Annotated in this window: 14 protein-coding genes; 1 reads left to right on the top strand and 13 read right to left on the bottom strand. The window is 62.4% G+C overall.

From position 1 onward, the window contains the following. Window position 1: 1 nt before the first annotated feature. Both secDF and yajC read right to left on the bottom strand, forming a co-directional pair. Entirely contained in the window at window positions 2-2542 is a 2541-nt protein-coding gene (secDF, locus tag N2A41_RS08680; RefSeq protein ID WP_260110737.1) for a protein translocase subunit SecDF, read from the bottom strand. Window positions 2543-2587: 45 nt separating this feature from the next. Continuing rightward, entirely contained in the window at window positions 2588-2935 is a 348-nt protein-coding gene (gene yajC, locus N2A41_RS08675; RefSeq protein WP_003558894.1) for a preprotein translocase subunit YajC, read from the bottom strand. 309 nt (window positions 2936-3244) lie between these two features. On the opposite strand from yajC, the gene N2A41_RS08670 reads away from it, so the two are divergent. Further along, complete coding sequence (locus tag N2A41_RS08670; RefSeq protein WP_260110736.1) at window positions 3245-4117, top strand: ATP-binding protein; 873 nt, start codon at window positions 3245-3247, stop codon at window positions 4115-4117. 54 nt (window positions 4118-4171) lie between these two features. Here the strand turns inward: N2A41_RS08670 and N2A41_RS08665 are convergent, their stop codons facing one another. The 11 genes from N2A41_RS08665 to N2A41_RS08615 form a co-directional block, all read right to left on the bottom strand. Next, entirely contained in the window at window positions 4172-5776 is a 1605-nt protein-coding gene (locus tag N2A41_RS08665) for a M23 family metallopeptidase (RefSeq protein WP_170280563.1), read from the bottom strand. 241 nt (window positions 5777-6017) lie between these two features. Continuing rightward, complete coding sequence (locus N2A41_RS08660) at window positions 6018-6671, bottom strand: protein-L-isoaspartate(D-aspartate) O-methyltransferase (protein ID WP_017964059.1); 654 nt, start codon at window positions 6669-6671, stop codon at window positions 6018-6020. Then, window positions 6668-7441 carry a 5'/3'-nucleotidase SurE gene (gene surE / locus N2A41_RS08655; RefSeq protein WP_260110735.1) on the bottom strand — a complete coding sequence of 258 codons (774 nt, stop codon included), beginning with the start codon at window positions 7439-7441 and terminating at the stop codon, window positions 6668-6670. Before surE ends, N2A41_RS08660 begins: the two co-directional genes overlap by 4 nt. 4 nt (window positions 7442-7445) lie before the next feature. Continuing rightward, window positions 7446-8729, bottom strand: coding sequence for a serine--tRNA ligase (gene serS, locus N2A41_RS08650; RefSeq protein WP_260110734.1), 1284 nt, complete (start codon window positions 8727-8729; stop codon window positions 7446-7448). Window positions 8730-8830: 101 nt separating this feature from the next. Next, window positions 8831-9658, bottom strand: a complete 828-nt coding sequence (gene tatC, locus N2A41_RS08645; RefSeq protein WP_260110733.1) for a twin-arginine translocase subunit TatC — start codon at window positions 9656-9658, stop codon at window positions 8831-8833. Further along, window positions 9655-10266, bottom strand: a complete 612-nt coding sequence (tatB, locus tag N2A41_RS08640) for a Sec-independent protein translocase protein TatB (protein WP_017964055.1) — start codon at window positions 10264-10266, stop codon at window positions 9655-9657. Before tatB ends, tatC begins: the two co-directional genes overlap by 4 nt. 51 nt (window positions 10267-10317) lie before the next feature. Then, window positions 10318-10509: a twin-arginine translocase TatA/TatE family subunit gene (locus N2A41_RS08635; RefSeq protein WP_018073376.1), complete on the bottom strand. Its 192-nt coding sequence runs from the start codon at window positions 10507-10509 to the stop codon at window positions 10318-10320. Window positions 10510-10690: 181 nt separating this feature from the next. Continuing rightward, window positions 10691-11407 (bottom strand): SMC-Scp complex subunit ScpB, encoded by a 717-nt coding sequence (scpB, locus tag N2A41_RS08630; protein WP_260110732.1) that lies wholly within the window; start codon window positions 11405-11407, stop codon window positions 10691-10693. Continuing rightward, window positions 11404-12261: a segregation and condensation protein A gene (locus tag N2A41_RS08625; protein WP_170258533.1), complete on the bottom strand. Its 858-nt coding sequence runs from the start codon at window positions 12259-12261 to the stop codon at window positions 11404-11406. Before N2A41_RS08625 ends, scpB begins: the two co-directional genes overlap by 4 nt. An 18-nt stretch (window positions 12262-12279) precedes the next feature. After that, window positions 12280-13293, bottom strand: a complete 1014-nt coding sequence (nagZ, locus tag N2A41_RS08620) for a beta-N-acetylhexosaminidase (RefSeq protein WP_260110731.1) — start codon at window positions 13291-13293, stop codon at window positions 12280-12282. A 115-nt stretch (window positions 13294-13408) separates the two neighbouring features. Next, window positions 13409-16609, bottom strand: coding sequence for an SPOR domain-containing protein (locus tag N2A41_RS08615; protein WP_260110729.1), 3201 nt, complete (start codon window positions 16607-16609; stop codon window positions 13409-13411). Window positions 16610-16633: the final 24 nt, after the last annotated feature.

Genomic DNA, 16633 nt, shown 5'->3' with positions numbered 1-16633 from the left:
TTCAAACCACCGTGCCGGATTTTACACCAGCATCCGTCTTGTTGCTCTCTTCCCCGTCGGAAGCCTCCGGCCGCAGCCGGAAGACGATCAACACGGGAGCGGCGATATAGATCGAAGAGAAGGTGCCGAGAGCGACGCCGAAGAGCATCGCAAAGGTGAAGGAACGGATGACTTCGCCGCCGAAGAGAAAGAGCGCCAGCAAGGCGATCAGCGTCGTCGCCGCGGTCAAAACGGTGCGCGACAGCGTCTGGTTGATCGATGCATCGATCAGGATCGGCAGCGGCATCTTCTTGTATCGCTTCAGATTCTCGCGCATTCGGTCGTAGACCACGACCGTATCGTTCAGGGAATAACCGACGATGGTCAGCACGGCGGCGATGCTCGTCAGGTTGAACTCGATGCCGGTGAGGACGAAGAGACCGAGCATGATGATGACGTCGTGCAGCGTTGCGACGATGGCGCCGACCGCGAATTGCCATTCGAAGCGGATCCAGATGTAGATCAGGATCGCCGCAAGTGCTGCCAGCACGCCGAGCGTCGCCATCATCGTCAATTCGCCCGAGATGGCGGGGCCGACGACTTCGACGCGGCGAAAATCATAATCTTCCTGGAGCTCGCCGCGCACCAGCGTCGCCGACGACTGCTCGGCATTTTCGCCGCCGCCCTGGGAAGCGATGCGGATCCGCGCATTCGACGGCCCGCCCGTGCGTTCGACACGGATCTCACCGAGATTGAGATCGTTGAGGCGCTCGTGGAGATCGGCGATGTCGGCATTGCCCTGCTTTGCCGTCACCTCGATGAGCGAGCCGCCGGTGAAATCAATGCCGAGATGCAGTCCGACGGTAGCAAAGGCGGCCATGGCGATCAGCGAGATGACCGCCGACGCCGTAAAGACATAACGGCGGATCCCCATGAAACGGATATTGGCGTGTTCGAAAAGATGGGTCAGCACGCTCTTCGGCAGATGCCGGGGATGGCGCCTTCTCAGCCAGACGGCAACGATCGAGCGCGTCAGCGTGAAAGCCGTGAAAACGGTCGTCAGGATGCCGACCGCCAGCGTCACCGCGAAACCGCGGATGGATTCGCTGCCAAGGAAAAAGAGGATGATGGCGGCGATGAAGATCGTCACATTCGCGTCGACGATCGTTGCAAATGCGCGCGAGAAACCGCGGCCGACGGCCTCGGCAAAGAAATGGGTGGTTTTTTCCTCTTCGCGGATGCGCTCGTAGATCAGTACGTTCGAATCGACCGCCATGCCGACGATCAGCACGATGCCGGCAATCCCGGGCAAGGTGAGCGTCGCACCGACAAGACTGAGCACCGCGACGATGAGGATCAGGTTGAGGAAGAGCGAGACGACGGCGATGATGCCGAGAATACGATAGAGGGCGATCATCAGTGCTGCGACCAGCACGACGGCGACAAGGCCGGCAACGAGACCGTTGAAGATGGAATCGGCGCCGAAGCTCGGGCTGACGCTGCGTTCCTCAACGCTCGTCAGCGTCGCCGGCAAGGCGCCGGCGCGCAGCATGATCGCAAGGTCGCGGACGCCGTCCTCGGAGAAGTTTGCCGAAATCCGGCCCTCGCCGCCAGTGATCGCCGCATCGATGACCGGTGACGACATCACCTGGTCGTCGAAGACGATGGCAAGGTGCTTGCCGATATTCTGCTCCGTCGCCTGCGCCAGCCGCTGTGTGCCTTCCGCATCGAGACGGTAGGCAATCGAGGTCTCCTGCGTCTGCGGATCGACGATGGGCTCGATATCGATCATGTTGCTGCCGGTGACAAAAGCCGTGCGGTCGACGAGATAGGGAATCGGCGGATCGTCGAGGGAATAAAGGACTTGCGACGTTGCAGGCCAGCGGCCGTTCAGCGCCTCCTGCCCCGACATGCTTTCGTCAATCAGATGAAAGGAAAGCTTGGCGGGCTGGTTCAGGATGTTCTTCAGCCGCTCGGCGTCGACCGATCCCAGCACCTGCATGACGATGCGGTCGGCGCCATCGGGGCGAACGAGGAAATTTTCATAGCCGAATCCGGCGATGCGGCGGCCAACGATATCGAGCGAGCGGCTCCGGGCGGAAGCGACATCAGCGGTAATGCCGGCGTCGGAAATCTGCAGTGAGAGTTGCCCCTCCTCGCCCTGCCGAAGCGCGACCTCAGATCCGGAATGTCCACCAACCGTCGTCAACGGCTTCAGGAGATCGACCGCCGCCTGTGTCTGGGCCGGATCGGTGATGCGGACGGTGACGGTCTGGTCATTGCCGGTCAGCCCAGTATAGCGGATGCCGGCGCCGCGTAGCGCGTTACGCACATTGGCGACCAACTCCTCCAGGCGGTCCTTGACGACATCGGAACGCTCGACCTTCAGAACGATATGCGAGCCGCCCTGCAGGTCGAGACCGAGCGTCAAGCGGTCGTGCCCCAACCAGTCCGGCAGGGAGGATCGCTGCGCCTCAGTCAGCAGATTGGGCGCAGCGATGACGATGGCCGCAAACGCGACCAGCCAAATCAGAAGTGTTTTCCAGCGGGAAAAATGCAACATTCTCTCGACGATCTTCCGATCCGGCGGTCCTGCCGTTATCGCTTGTTACGCCGCGTCGGCCTTGACCGGTTCACCCTTGACGCGAATTTCGGAGATGCCGCTGCGGACAATGCGCACACGCACGCCATCAGCGATCTCGACTTCGACTTCCTTTTCGTCAACGACCTTGGTGACCTTGCCAACGAGACCGCCGCCGGTGACGACCTGGTCGCCGCGACGGATCGCCTTCAGGGTTTCCTCACGCTTCTTTGCCTGTGCGCGCTGCGGACGGATCAGCAGGAAGTACCAGACGACCATCAGCGGCACGAACAGGATGATCATTTCGAAACCGGAGCCGCCGAATCCCGTTGCGGTATCGGTCGCGCTCTGGGCGAATGCCGGGGTGATGAACATGCTAAACTCCTCAGGCTTGGGCGGCGGAGCTCCGCCTCTCTTTTCAGGTTGCCGGACTATAGTTACGGCTTCGATGAATGCAACAGAAACAGCCGGAAACAGTACCGATTCCGCTGCCTCATAACCTTTCCGCCGTCAAAACGCCATGCTAAAGCGCGTCGCATCGAACTTGATCGATGCGACGCGCTTTAGATCTTTTGTTTTCAAGCATGTCGTTATCCGGAACCGCTCCACACTTCCGGGCGACATGCATTAGCGGCATCGAAAGATCAAAGCGGATTGCCGCAGTGAGAAATCAGGAGGCCACCGATGACCGAGGAAATCAACACAGCCCTGCTCGCCGAACTGAGACGGCTCGCTGACGCCGTCGAACGTCTTGCCGGACCGGCACCTGCCCTCAACGATTGGGACGCTGCCGACTGTTTCGTCTGGGTGCCATTGCGCCAGCATCTGCAGCCGGTCAAGAAGCCGAACCGGGTGGCGTTGACGCTCATCCGCGGCGTCGATCATGTGCGCGACATCCTGCATGAAAATACGGTGCGTTTCGCCGAGGGGTATCCCGCCAACAATGTGCTGCTCTGGGGCGCGCGCGGCATGGGCAAATCCTCGCTGGTCAAAGCCGTCCACGAAGATGTCAGGCGCGAAAGCAGCATCTTGCTGAAGCTGGTCGAAGTCCATCGCGAGGATATCGCCAGCCTTCCCCATCTGCTCGACCTCCTGAAGGACACGCCCTACCGCGTGATCGTCTTCTGCGACGATCTTTCCTTCGATCACGACGACACTGCCTACAAGTCGCTGAAGGCGGCACTCGACGGCGGCGTCGAAGGGCGGCCGGACAATGTGCTGTTCTACGCCACCTCCAACCGGCGCCACCTTCTGCCGCGCCACATGATGGAAAACGAGCAGTCGACGGCGATCAATCCATCGGAGGCGGTCGAGGAGAAGGTTTCGCTTTCCGACCGCTTCGGCCTCTGGCTCGGCTTCCACAAATGCAGCCAGGAGGATTATCTCGGCATGATCGATGGCTATGCCGATCATTTCAAGCTCGGGCTCGAACGCGACAAGATGCATGCCGAGGCGCTGGAATGGGCAACGACCCGCGGCGCCCGCTCCGGCCGTGTCGCCTGGCAGTATATCCAGGACTTGGCCGGGCGCATGCGCGTTCACATCGACAGAGCCTGAAATAACAAAAGCCCGGCTGTTGGCCGGGCTTTTGCGCTTCCTGGTACGCAGTACCTATTCCAGGAAAGTCATCGGGTTGACCGGGGACGCGTCCTTGCGCACCTCGAAATGGACCTGCGGCTGCTTGACGTCGCCGCTCATACCGGAGACGGCGACGGTCTGGCCGCGCTGGATCTTCTGGCCGCGGGTGACGCTCAGCGTATCGGCGTTGCCGTAGACGGTGACAGTGCCGTCGTCGTGACGGACGAGAACGGTGTTGCCGAGTTCCTTCAGGCCGTTGCCGGCATAAATGACGACGCCGTTTTCAGCGGCCTTGATCGGCGTGCCCTGCGGTACCGAGATGTCGATGCCGTCATTGCGGTTGCCGTTGACGTTGGCGCCGTATGAAGCAATGACCTGGCCGCGCACCGGCCAGCGGTATTTGCCGATGCCGGTTGATTCCGGTGCGGCGGAGCTGACGTCCGACTTCTTCTCGGCATCGTCGACGGTCTGGGTAGCGGCCGGCGCCTTATAGGGCGCGGGCTGAACGGACGCCGTCTGCTGGGCAGCCGCCGGCTGGGTCTGCTTCGAATCGACCTTCTCGGCCGGGATCGACGCGGTCTTGATATTGTCGGCGGTGCCGTTCGGGATCTTCAGGGCCTGACCGATGCGGAGCGAGTTGGCCGATAGATTATTGGCGGCCTTGAGGTCGTCGACATTGCTGCCAGTCGCCTTGGCAATCTTCGCCAGGGAATCACCTTGCTTGACGACATAGGTGCCGGCAGGCGCCTTCGGATCCTTGCCGGTGCCGGCGGGAATTTTGCCGGTGGTATCGGCACTCGCCAGCGTCTTGTCGCGGGCTGAATTGGCGCCTGGAATGACGGCAACGTTCTGCTCAGGCGTCTTCGGCGCCTCCGGCATCTTGGCGGGCTTGGAAAGGTCAGCCGCTTGCGATGCCGCCTTGGCGGCATTGCCGCCGTTGAAGGTCGGGATCAGGATCGCCTGGCCAGGCTGGGCGGCAGATGCCGTCCTCAGAGCATTGACGCGCAGAATTTCTTTTTCCGGGACGCCGAAACGCCTGGAGAGCGTGGCGATGCTTTCACCCGGACGCAGCGTCACGGAAGGCGCGTTGGTCGCGGACCAGCCGGAAACCTTCGGCGTCGTGCCGGTCGTCAGCGTATCGGGCGTCATCTTCGGCGCAGCCGGCGCGACCAATCGCGGCTTTTCAGCCTGCGGCGCAGACGGGAAAGGCTGGGCGAGCGCGACTTCCTTTTCCCGCTGCCGGGAGGGGGCAACAGCCGTCGGCGCCGCCAACTCGGAACGCTGCACCGAGACCGGCGCCGAAGCGAGACGCGCGCTCGAGCTCGACGTGCGGGTCGGATCGTAACCCTGGCGTGCGGGATAAGGCTGGTTCAGCGCGTCATTGCCGCCGCCGTAGCCCGACTGGCTGGCAACGGCCGAACCGCCGAGATCGGCGCGCGGCACCGGATCGCCCTGAGAACCGTTCATATTCCTGCGCGGAATGGAACTTGTGGTGATCTGGTCCTGCCCGGAGGAGGAAAACAAGCCGCCAAACCGTGTCACATCGGAACTACAGCCCGTTGCGGCACTTGCCAGCAGGCCAACAACCAGAAGGTTACCGGCCGACTTCCCGAACTTTGGCGAAAGATTGAAACGCATGACTCGACCCACTGAGAACGCAACCATTTGTGAGTCTATTAAAACGCGTTAGTATTACCACGCGGTTAAGATGCTGGAATCAGTGCGATATTTTTGAGAAGTTGATAACCATAGCTTACGGGTGAAAAATCGCAGTGTGCCGAGCATGATCCCAAAAAGCCTGAGTGGCTTTCGCACAACCTCATCCTCTGGTTTTTTGTTGGTCGGATTTCAGGCCGATGCGGCCTGAAGTCGTCGACATCTACAGCAGTGAGGCAAGGCGCGGAACGATCGGCAGATATGGAGCGTCGAACAGTTCCTCGCGTTCGAAACGGCTGCCGGTTTTCGTCAGCCGCACCATGCGACACTCATTCTCGGAAATCATCAGCGGCGCGATCATCGAGCCGCCGGAAACGAGCTGGTCGGTATAGAAGCGCGGCATCGCGTTGAAGGCGGCCGTCACCAGGATGCGGTCGAAGGTGCCCTCACCCTGCATGCCGGCGCTGCCGTCGGCGTGGCGGATGATGACGCTGCGCAGGCCAAGCGATTCCATGCGCCGTTGCGCTGCCGTCGTCAGCGTCTTGTAGCGGTCGATGGACAGGACACGCTCGGCCACGCGGCCCATGACGGCGGCGGTAAAGCCACTTCCGGTGCCGATCTCCAGGACGCGTTGGCCGGGCTTGAGCTTCAGGTGATGCAGGATGCGGACGGCAAAATCGATGCCTTCGAGAAAAGAGCCGCATTCGATCGGGATCGTCCGGCTCGAATAGGCGTCGTCGGCAAATTGCGGCGGCACAAACTGTGAGCGCTGCGTCTGCTCGACCGCCGTCAGCAGATCGAGATCGGAGATGCCTTCGGCACGCAATCTAAGGACCAGCGCAGCAAAGCCCTCCTTCTCCGCCAGTCTTGCCGTCAAACTTGTGCTCCGTATTCCAAGGCCCGCGCCACGCGGTCCGTCACGGAATAATCGGTCAGATCCAGTTTCAAAGGCGTTACCGAAATCTTATTATGCTTCAGGGCGTGAATATCGGTGCCTTCGATGAAGGCGCCGGCGCGTTCGCCAAACTTCAGCCAGTAGTAAGGAAATCCCCGGCCGTCGGAGCGGGCGTCGACCTGCACATTGAAGGCCAGCTTGCCTTGCATGGTCACCTCGGCGCCATCGACTTCGTCGGGACGGCAGTTCGGGAAGTTGAGATTGAGGAACGTGCCCTCCGGCAGGTCCAGGACCATCAGCTTTTCCAAAAGAGCCGGGGCATGCGTCTCACAGACCTCCCAGGGCACGATGCGCGCGCCGTCCTCATAGAGATAGGCTTGGCTGAGCGCGAAGGAGCGCACGCCCTGCATGGTGCCCTCGATGGCGCCGGCAATCGTGCCGGAATAGGTCACGTCGTCGGCAACGTTCGAGCCTGAATTGACGCCGGAGAGGACAAGGTCCGGCTTGATGTCCATCACCTGCCTGATGCCCATGATGACGCAATCGGTCGGCGTGCCGCGCAGGGCGAAGTGCTTTTCGGAAATCTTGCGCAGCCGCAGAGGTTCGGAGAGGCTCAGCGAATGGGCAAGACCGCTCTGGTCGGTCTCCGGCGCCACGATCCAGACATCGTCGGACAGCGTGCGCGCGATCCGCTCCAGCGCGGCAAGGCCTTCGGCATGAATGCCGTCGTCATTCGTAAGCAGGATGCGCATCGCCTCAGGCCGCCCGTTCGATCTTGGTCAATCCGCCCATATAAGGCAGCAAAACGTCCGGAATCGTGACGGAACCGTCCTCATTCAGATAATTTTCGAGGACGGCGATCAGGCAGCGGCCGACGGCCGTGCCGGAACCGTTCAGCGTGTGGACGAACCTGTTGCTCTTGTCTTCCTTGCCGCGATACCGCGCGTTCATTCGGCGGCCCTGAAAATCGCCGCAGATCGAGCAGGAGGAGATTTCACGGAAGGCATTCTGTCCCGGCAGCCACACTTCGAGATCGTAGGTCTTGCGCGAGCCGAAGCCCATATCGCCGGTGCAAAGCGTCATGGTGCGGAAATGCAGGCCGAGGCGTTTCAACACTTCCTCGGCGCAGGCGGTCATGCGTTCATGCTCGGCAACGGCGCTCTCGGCATCGGTGATCGAGACGAGTTCGCATTTCCAGAACTGGTGCTGGCGCAGCATGCCGCGCGTATCACGGCCGGCAGAGCCTGCTTCCGAGCGGAAGGACGGCGTCAGCGCGGTGAAGCGGAGCGGCAGCTTTTCCTGATCGAGGATTTCCTCGCGCACCAGATTGGTCAGCGTCACTTCGGCCGTCGGGATCAACCAGCGGCCGTCCGTCGTCCTGAACAGATCCTCGGCGAATTTCGGCAGCTGGGCGGTGCCATAAACAGCCTCGTCGCGCACCATCAGTGGCGAGCTGACCTCGGTATAGCCGTGCTCGCTGGTGTGGAGATCGATCATGAACTGGCCGAGCGCGCGCTCGAGCTTGGCGAGCGGCCCGGTCAGAACCGTGAAGCGCGAGCCGGAGAGCTTGGCGGCGCGCTCGAAATCCATATAGCCGAGCGCCTCGCCGATTTCGAAGTGCTCCTTCGGCGTGTGGTTCCAGCGCGGCTTTTCGCCGACGGTGCGGGTGACGACATTGTCATGCTCGTCCTTGCCAACCGGGACATCGTCGAAGGGGATGTTCGGGATGCGCGACAAAGCGTCGTTGAGTTCGGCCGTCAGTTGCCGATCCTCTTCCTCGATCGCCGGCAGCAGGGTCTTGAGTTCGGCGACCTCGGCCTTTAGCTTCTCGGCAAGCTCGCTATTCTTTTGAGCCATCGCCGCACCAATCTCCTTGGAGGCGAGGTTGCGGCGAGACAGCAAATCCTGCGCCTTCTGCACGGCGGAGCGCCGCTTTTCATCGAGGGCAACGAGGCTTTGGGCCAGAGGCTCCGCGCCGCGCTTGGCAAGGGCGGCATCGAGCGCTTCGGGATTCTCACGGATCCATTTGATATCGAGCATCGTCGTTCCAGGTCGTTGCAACAGAGATGGCCCAGCCAAAGCCTGATCGGGCCTCGACCGGATGTGAAACGGCGTTCACAAAGGGGGATTGGGATCGCCGCTCAGACGCTGTCCGTCTTGGCAACGTCCGCGGATCCGGTGTCCTCTTCGACCGCCTGCCGGGCACGCTGGCGCTCCACGAGTCGCGCCGCATAGATGGAAATCTCGTAGAGAAGGATCGTCGGGATCGCAAGGCCGATCTGGGACATCGGGTCCGGCGGCGTCAGCACGGCAGCGACGACAAAGGCGAGGACGATGGCAAACTTGCGCTTTTCGGCGAGCCATTGCGACGTCAGAAGACCGACACGGGCGAGCAGCGTGGTGACGACGGGAAGCTGGAAGACCAGACCGAAGGAGAAGACCAGCGTCATGATCAGGCTCAGATATTCCGAGACCTTCGGCATCAGCGAGATCGCTATCTCGTCATGACCCGGCGCCTGCTGCATCGACAGGAAGAACCACATGACCATCGGCGTGAAGAAGAAATAGACGAGCGCGCCGCCCATCAGGAACAGGACCGGTGAGGCGATCAGGAACGGCAAGAAAGCCTGGCGCTCGTTCTTGTAGAGACCGGGCGCCACGAACTTGTAGACCTGGGCGGCAATGATCGGGAACGCGACCACAAGGCCGCCGAACATCGCCACCTTGACCTGCGTGAAGAAGAATTCCTGCGGCGCGGTGTAGATGAGCTGGGCCTTCTCGACGTCGAGATGCGCCCACACGACGGCTGTCTTGTAGGGAATGACCAGATAGTTGAAGAGATGCTTGGCAAAAAAGAAGCATGCGATGAAGGCGACGAAAAACGCGCCGATCGACCATATCAGCCGCTTGCGCAGCTCCATCAAGTGCTCGATCAACGGCTGCGGCTTGTCTTCGATATCACCGCTCATGCCTCGTCCTTCTTCGTCTGCGCCGGCTTCTTCGGCGTTGCAGGCTTCCTGGCTGCCGTCGTGCGTTTGGGTTTTTCCACAGGCACGGCGATAGCGGCCGCAGCATCGACCCTGTCAGCAGCCTTCACGCGCGGCTTGCGCACGGGTTTCGGCTTGGCGGCAACTGTATCGGCCTGAACAATCGCTGCTGCGACGGGTTCCGACGGCGCAGGCGTCGCTACCAATGGCGGCGTTTCCGGCAGGCTCATCGACGGCGTCGGGGCTGCGACAGCACTTGGCGGCACCTCGGTCTTGTTTTCCGTGATCGTGGACGACTTCTGCAGGTCGGCCTTGATCTCGTTGCCCATCTGGCGAAGCGGGTTCATCGCCTCGCGCAGGCTGTTGACCGGGTTCAGTTTCTGGGCGTCGCTGATCGTCTGCCGGACGTCGTCAAGCTCGGCTTCGCGCAACGCTTCGTCGAACTGCGCACGAAATTCACCCGCCACCTTGCGGGCGCGCTGCGTCATCTTGCCGAAAGCGCGCAGCATCGGCGGCAAATCCTTGGGACCGACCACCACGATCAGTACAACCGCGATGACCAAAAGCTCGGTCCAGCCAATATCGAACATGCAAGGCTCCTGGACGGGAAGCGCGGGGGCTGCGCTTTTTCCCGGACTTGGTTACTTCGTTTCGTCGGCCTTGTGATCGACGGTCTTTGCCGTGTCCGGCGCGTCCTCGTCCGTCATGCCCTTCTTGAAGCTTTTGATGCCCTTGGCGACATCGCCCATCAGTTCCGGAATCTTGCCGCGACCGAACAACAACAGCACGACCGCCAGAACGATCAGCCAGTGGTAGATGCCAAAAGAACCCATTACGCTTACTCCCTGTTGTGATGTTCCCTAATGTAAGAATTTCCCACACCGTTTCCAACATCAAGCCCTTTGAACTGTGCTTAATGTCACGGTATCGCCCTTTGTGACAAGCCACAGATCCGTCGAAAAATGGTGAGCACTAATGTTTTCGTCATGCGTGGCAAAAGCAAGACGAAGTCCTTCAATCTTCGGAGGTAGAACGCGGGGCCAGCAACCCCAGTTCTTCGAGATCCATCTGGGTGATCGGATCTTCGTCCTCGGTCAATTCGTCGTTCATCAACGGCGAGGGAATATTGAAGTTCGCCGGGATGCGGCCCGACAGCAGGCCCGCCCCCTTCAATTCTTCGAGGCCAGGCAGATCGCGCAACTCTTCCAGGCCGAAATGGTCGAGAAAATCGCGCGTCGTGCCCAATGTCACCGGCCGGCCCGGCGTGCGCCGGCGGCCGCGAAACCGTACCCAGCCGGCTTCCATCAGCACGTCGAGCGTGCCGCGCGAGGTCTGAACGCCGCGGATATCCTCGATTTCGGCACGCGTCACCGGCTGGTGATAGGCGATGATCGCCAGCACTTCCAGCGCGGCGCGCGAAAGCTTCTTCACCTCATTGTCATCACGCCGGATGACAAAGGACAGGTCGGCGGCGGTGCGGAAGGCCCAGGCGCCTTCGACCTGCACGAGATTGACGCCGCGCGGCGCATATTGCTCCTTCAGCCGCAGCATGATCGCCTGCACGTCGGTCTTCTCAGGCAGGCGCTCGGCGAGGAAGCCTTCGGAGACCGGCTGCGAGGAGGCGAAAACCAGCGCCTCGGCGATGCGCTCGGCCTCGATCTCGGCCTGCAGGTCGCGGCCCTGGTCTTCGAAATTGCCGTCGAATTCCTCTTCGCTCCTCGGATCGATCAAGCCGGCTGCTCCTGTTCGACCACCTGCAGTGTGGCATGTTTCGGACCGCGGCGCATGTATATCGGCTGAAAGGCGCCGTCCTGGCGGATTTCGAGCTTGCCCTCGCGCACCAGCTCCAGCGAGGCGGCAAAGGCGCTGGCGATTGCGGTGACGCGCTCCTCGGGCGCGGCGAGATAACGCAGCAGATAATGCTCCATCGCTGTCCAGTCGCCGATCTCGCCGATCATCTGGGTCAGCAGCTCGCGGGCGTCGGTCAGCGACCAGACGGTACGCCGCTCGATCGTCACCTGGGTGACGGCATGGCGCTGGCGCAGCGCCGCATAGGCGGTCAGGAGATCGTAGAGGCTTGCCGCATAAGCGGATTGCTGTCGGTCGGGAATATGCTCGGGCGCGCCGCGCACGAAGATATCGCGGCCGAGGCGGTTGCGGTTGACGAGGCCGTCCGCCGCCTGTCGCATGGCTTCGAGACGTTTCAGGCGGAAGGCGAGTGTTGCCGCCAGCTCCTCGCCGGAAGGGCCGTCATCCTTGGCTTGCTGGGGAATGAGCAGCTTCGACTTGAGATAGGCAAGCCAGGCTGCCATGACGAGGTAATCGGCGGCAAGCTCAATGCGAATACGCCGGGCACTTTCGATAAACAGCAGATATTGCTCGGCGAGCGCCAGCACCGAAATGCGCGAGAGGTCGACCTTCTGGTTGCGGGCGAGATAGAGCAACAGGTCGAGCGGGCCTTCGAAGCCGGCAACGTCGATCACCAGCGCCGGCTCGTGGCTGGCGCGCTCGGCACCGTTATCCTGCCACAGCTTGTCCATTGGCGTTGCCGCCTGCGGACGTTCCGTGCCCTTGACCGTGTTCACCTAGCTGTTCCCTTACGATCATACCGTCGCAAACATCGCCTCGAATTCCATCCTCAATTCCGCTTCATCTGAAGTATCCGGCGCCCCGAAGCCCGCTTCCACCGCTTTTGCGCGGGCAAGCGATATGCCTGCGAGCGGCGGAACATTTGCCACGACATCGAGCATCTCGTCCATATTGCCGTTGCAATGCAGCACGATATCGCATCCACCTGCAATGATATTCGCCGCACGTTCACCGATCGCACCGGAAAGAGCGTTCATCGAGCTGTCGTCGGAGAGCAGCAGACCATTAAAGCCGATGTGTTCGCGGATGATGCCATCGATCACCTTGCGCGAGGTCGTCGCTGGATTGTCCGGATCGATGGCGGCGAAAACGACGTGACAGGTCATCGCCATCAACTCGTCCTTCATCGCGACAAAGGGTGGAAAATCATGGAGTTCCAGCTCATGGCGCGAGACAGTGACGACAGGCAGCTCCAGATGTGAATCCGCAAAGCCGCGACCGTGGCCGGGCATATGCTTCATTACAGGCAACAGGCCGCCGGCCTTCAGCCCTGCGGCAGCCGCTTTTCCCATCGCGATGACGGTTTCGGGATCGCCGCCATAGGCGCGGTCGCCGATGACGTTGCTGCTGCCCTCGACCGGCACATCGAGCACCGGCAGGCAATCGACATCGATGCCGAGGCTCGAAAGGTCGAAGGCGTGCAGCCGCGACATCAGCCAGGCGGCGCGCAGGCCGAGCGCGCGATCGCGGCGATAGAGATCGCCGAGCGCCTGGCCGGAAGGATAACGCGCCAGAACGGGCGGACGGATGCGCTGGACGCGGCCGCCCTCCTGGTCGATCAGCACCGGCGCATGCCAGCCGACGCTGTCGCGCAATTCGGCGACGAGATCGGCGATCTGCGGCGCTTCGGAGATGTTGCGCCCGAAGAGGATGAAGCCCCAGGGTCGTTCGCCCCGGTAAAAGGCCTTCTCTTCGGATGTGAGGGCAAGGCCGCTACAGCCAAGGATCATCGCTTTTGATTCGGTCATATCGGAATCATAGACGGCGCCCGGCCAAATGCGAGCAAGGTCGGGCGCGATGCACAGAAAAGAGCCGCGGACCGATCCGGCCCGCCGCCCTTATATTCTATCCAAAAAAACCGATCTACTTGGAGATCAGGCAGCTTCCGCCCGCTGCGCGATACTGTTCGCAGAGTGCTGCGGCCTCGTCCTTGGAACCGGCCGGAATGCGGACACGATAGAAAGTGCCCTTGCCGGCGATATCGGCCCTGCGGATCTCATGATTGCGGCCACTAAGCACGCTGGCGAATTTCTTCGACAGGTTGGCATAGGATTTGGTCGCCTCGTCTTCCGAAGGCAGCGAGGCGATCTGGATGCCGTAGCCGCCGGCGGATGCAGCCTGCTGTGGCTTTGCGGCGACTGGCGCTGCGGCCGCGACCTCAGTCGTCTTCGGCTGCTGCGCGGGCGGGCGGACATTGCCCTTCTCGGTCACGGTGCCGACGACGGTGACGGGCTGATCGGCCGGACGGGCGGTGGGGATCGGAGCGGTATCGGTGATCGCCGAGCTCTTGACCGGGCGCACCGGTGGAGCGACCGGGGCCGGGTTTGCGGCCTGCGCATCCGCACTGCCGGCGAGCGACGGCTGTACCGGCGCGGTTTCGACCGGGGCTGCAGAACGAGCATCGGCAGAAGCGATCTCGGCGCTTGCCGGGAAGCTCGCAGCCGTTCCACCGACTGGCGGCACGGGCGGGGTCGACTGAGCCGTCAACGGTGGCTGAGCCGGCGGCGTCGGCTGGGCAGACTGTGTCGCCTGGGCAGACTGTGTCACCCGGGCAGATTGCGTCGCCGGGGCAGACGCCGCAGGCTGATCGACGGGCGCAGGCTCCTCGCGGGCGACCAACGTACCGTCAGGCTTGACGATCATCGTGCGGACCTTGCGCGGCGAAACCGACGGCGTCTTGTCGGCGTCGCTTGCGAGAGCCTTGTCGGTGTTGTCCTGGTCCGGCAGCAGACGCGGATCCTCCGTCTCACCGACCGCAGTCGGCGTGACCTGATCGTCGGCGTTGGCGTTCTCGTCGTCCTCAGGCAGCGCTTCCGGTGTCAGCGTGCGCTGGACGACATCGACGGGCGCCTCGTCGGAAGAAACGAGCGCCTTCTGCTTCGGCTCTTCGGCAGAACCCGCAACGCGGTCGTAAACGGCCTTATCCTGGTTCGGCACGGTCTTGCCGCCAGGATTTTCCGGAACGACCTTGACCGGCTCCTTGTCGGCGGTGATCACACGCGGCTCACCGGACGCGACAATGCCGAGCCCCTCGCCGTTCCAGACGGAGGAATAGACGCCATAACCGACGCCGCCAAAGACCACGAGCACGACGGCCCCGGCGAGCAGCCGACGCATCGACCGGGCGCGGCTGAAATCAGCGGCCTGGCTTGCCGATTCGATCCGAACTTCGGAGGTCTCACGGCGCTCGACCGGTTCACGCACGCTGCGGCGGAAATCCTCCTCCAGCGCCCGTTCGAAATCATCGAGGCCATCGGCGATGGTAGGCTTGACAGGCTTTGCCGCGGCGGCAGCCGTATCCCGGGCAGGCGCCGGTGTTTCCCGCGGCTTGGCCGGTTCAAAGAAGCTGGCGATCTCTGCGTCGAGATCGAACTCGTAATCTGCGGTTTTCGCGATCGGGGCGGGCTGCTCCACTGGCGGCAGCGCCGGCACGTGCATGTCGTCGACGGTCTCGGGACGATCCTCCGGGTCAGAGATCATCGCCGGATCGAATGGCAGGTCTTCGGTTGAGTCGCCGGCTGACGCCCAGTTGAAAGACGGAGCCGGTGCTGGAGCCTGCGGCTCGGGAACGTAGGCCGGAGCCGGCCGTGAGGGGGCAGCATCCTGCTGGTAAGCCGGAGTTTGCGGCTCAGGAGCAAAAACGGGGGCGGACCGAGGCGGGACGGCCGCGGCCTGCTGGGGAGCAGGCGCCGGCACCTCAGGCTGCGGCGCGGGCTCGGACGGCTCGGAGAAATCGAGATCGGCGAGCTCCAGCTCGATGCCGGCAAGATCCAACTCGAAATCATGGCCGGCGAAGGGGTCTTCGGCTTCCGGTATCGGCTGCGGCGCCCGCGAATATGCCGTTGCAGCAGGCTCTGGCGCAACGACCTCTGCAAGCTGCGGCGCGACTGGCCGTGCGGCTTCGGCTGCATAGACCGGAGCAGGCCGGACGGACACTGCGGCGACTGGTGGGGGGGCGATCACCTCGGTCTGGACAGGTGCGTCTGCCACGGGGGCGGCAGGAATGGGCGCGGCCTCGATCGATGCGGGCGGCGGCGTGACGGGCGCCGGATTGGCACGTTGCGGCACCGGATAACGCGAGACGTCGGCAAGCAGATCGTCAAGATCGAAAGTGCCGGCGGTGTGCGGAACATCAGGCACGACCTCGGTCAGCGCGGCATCGGCCTGGATCTCGCCCTCGACGGCGGCGGCGATCAGATCGAAACCGGCATCGGACCCGAAATCCTCCGGTTCCTCCTCCTCGACTTCGATGAATTCTTCGGCCTCCGCAGTCTCTTCCGGCGCGATCACCTCATCATGGCGGTCGAGTTCAGCGGGGAAGCCAAGCGACGGTGAAGCGGATTCGAATTCCTCGGAAGGCTCTATAGCGGCGACAGGCGCCGGCGGTTCGATGACAGGTTCAGGCTCCAGGACAGGAAGATCGACAGACGGCACTTCAGCTGCCGGTGCCACGACCATTTCGGCCACAGCCTCCGGCAAAACAACCGCTTCTTCGCGTTTCGGAGCATGGAAATTGGCAAGCGGTAGCCGGATGCTGGCAGCCGACCATTGCGGCGCCTTGGCGGGCTGCGCCAGCGAAGAGACGGGTGCGGCGCCGATCGACAGCTCAAGCTCCTCGATCAGATCGCGTGCACCGCCGAATGCTGATTGCAGCGATGCCTCGGGCTCGGGGGAAAGATGCTCCGCCCAGTCGGCGGCCGCAGGCACAGCTGCTTCTTCAGCCTCAACCGCGGCGACGGAAACCGGCTCAGGAACCTCCGCATTTTCGGCAGCCGGAGAAGTATCGAGAACCGGCTCGACGTAATCTTCAAGCATATCATCAGAGATCGGCTCGGCGGGCCGGTCGAGCTCTGCGAGCGGACGGGGCGAATCGTAACGGTCGAACTCACGCCCCAACTCGTCCTCGAGATCAAGGGCGGGCTCGCGGCGTTCGGCCTCGGTCACCGTATTCGCTGCAACACGCGGCTCGAAGCCGACGATACGGGCAAGTTCAGCCAACGGATCATCGTCGTCAAACAGATCGTTTTTTCCGCGCGTATCATACGCAAGTTGTTTATCAGCCATGCCTATCCCACTCGCAAACGCCAA

It is taken from the genome of Rhizobium sp. SRDI969 (assembly GCF_025152725.1).
GTDB lineage: Bacteria > Pseudomonadota > Alphaproteobacteria > Rhizobiales > Rhizobiaceae > Rhizobium > Rhizobium leguminosarum_I.
Note: the sequence above shows the minus strand (reverse complement) of the source record. Positions and strands in the feature narration are given on the sequence as shown.

Excerpts from the sequence above, each read along its gene's own strand:
- secDF (WP_260110737.1), bottom strand. The coding sequence starts at position 2,542 with ATGTTGCATTTTTCCCGCTGGAAAACACTTCTGATTTGGCTGGTCGCG.
- serS (WP_260110734.1), bottom strand. The coding sequence starts at position 8,729 with ATGCTCGATATCAAATGGATCCGTGAGAATCCCGAAGCGCTCGATGCC.
- nagZ (WP_260110731.1), bottom strand. The coding sequence starts at position 13,293 with ATGACCGAATCAAAAGCGATGATCCTTGGCTGTAGCGGCCTTGCCCTC.
- yajC (WP_003558894.1), bottom strand. The coding sequence starts at position 2,935 with ATGTTCATCACCCCGGCATTCGCCCAGAGCGCGACCGATACCGCAACG.
- N2A41_RS08670 (WP_260110736.1), top strand. The coding sequence starts at position 3,245 with ATGACCGAGGAAATCAACACAGCCCTGCTCGCCGAACTGAGACGGCTC.
- N2A41_RS08665 (WP_170280563.1), bottom strand. The coding sequence starts at position 5,776 with ATGCGTTTCAATCTTTCGCCAAAGTTCGGGAAGTCGGCCGGTAACCTT.
- tatC (WP_260110733.1), bottom strand. The coding sequence starts at position 9,658 with ATGAGCGGTGATATCGAAGACAAGCCGCAGCCGTTGATCGAGCACTTG.
- N2A41_RS08635 (WP_018073376.1), bottom strand. The coding sequence starts at position 10,509 with ATGGGTTCTTTTGGCATCTACCACTGGCTGATCGTTCTGGCGGTCGTG.
- surE (WP_260110735.1), bottom strand. The coding sequence starts at position 7,441 with ATGCGCATCCTGCTTACGAATGACGACGGCATTCATGCCGAAGGCCTT.
- N2A41_RS08615 (WP_260110729.1), bottom strand. The coding sequence starts at position 16,609 with ATGGCTGATAAACAACTTGCGTATGATACGCGCGGAAAAAACGATCTG.
- tatB (WP_017964055.1), bottom strand. The coding sequence starts at position 10,266 with ATGTTCGATATTGGCTGGACCGAGCTTTTGGTCATCGCGGTTGTACTG.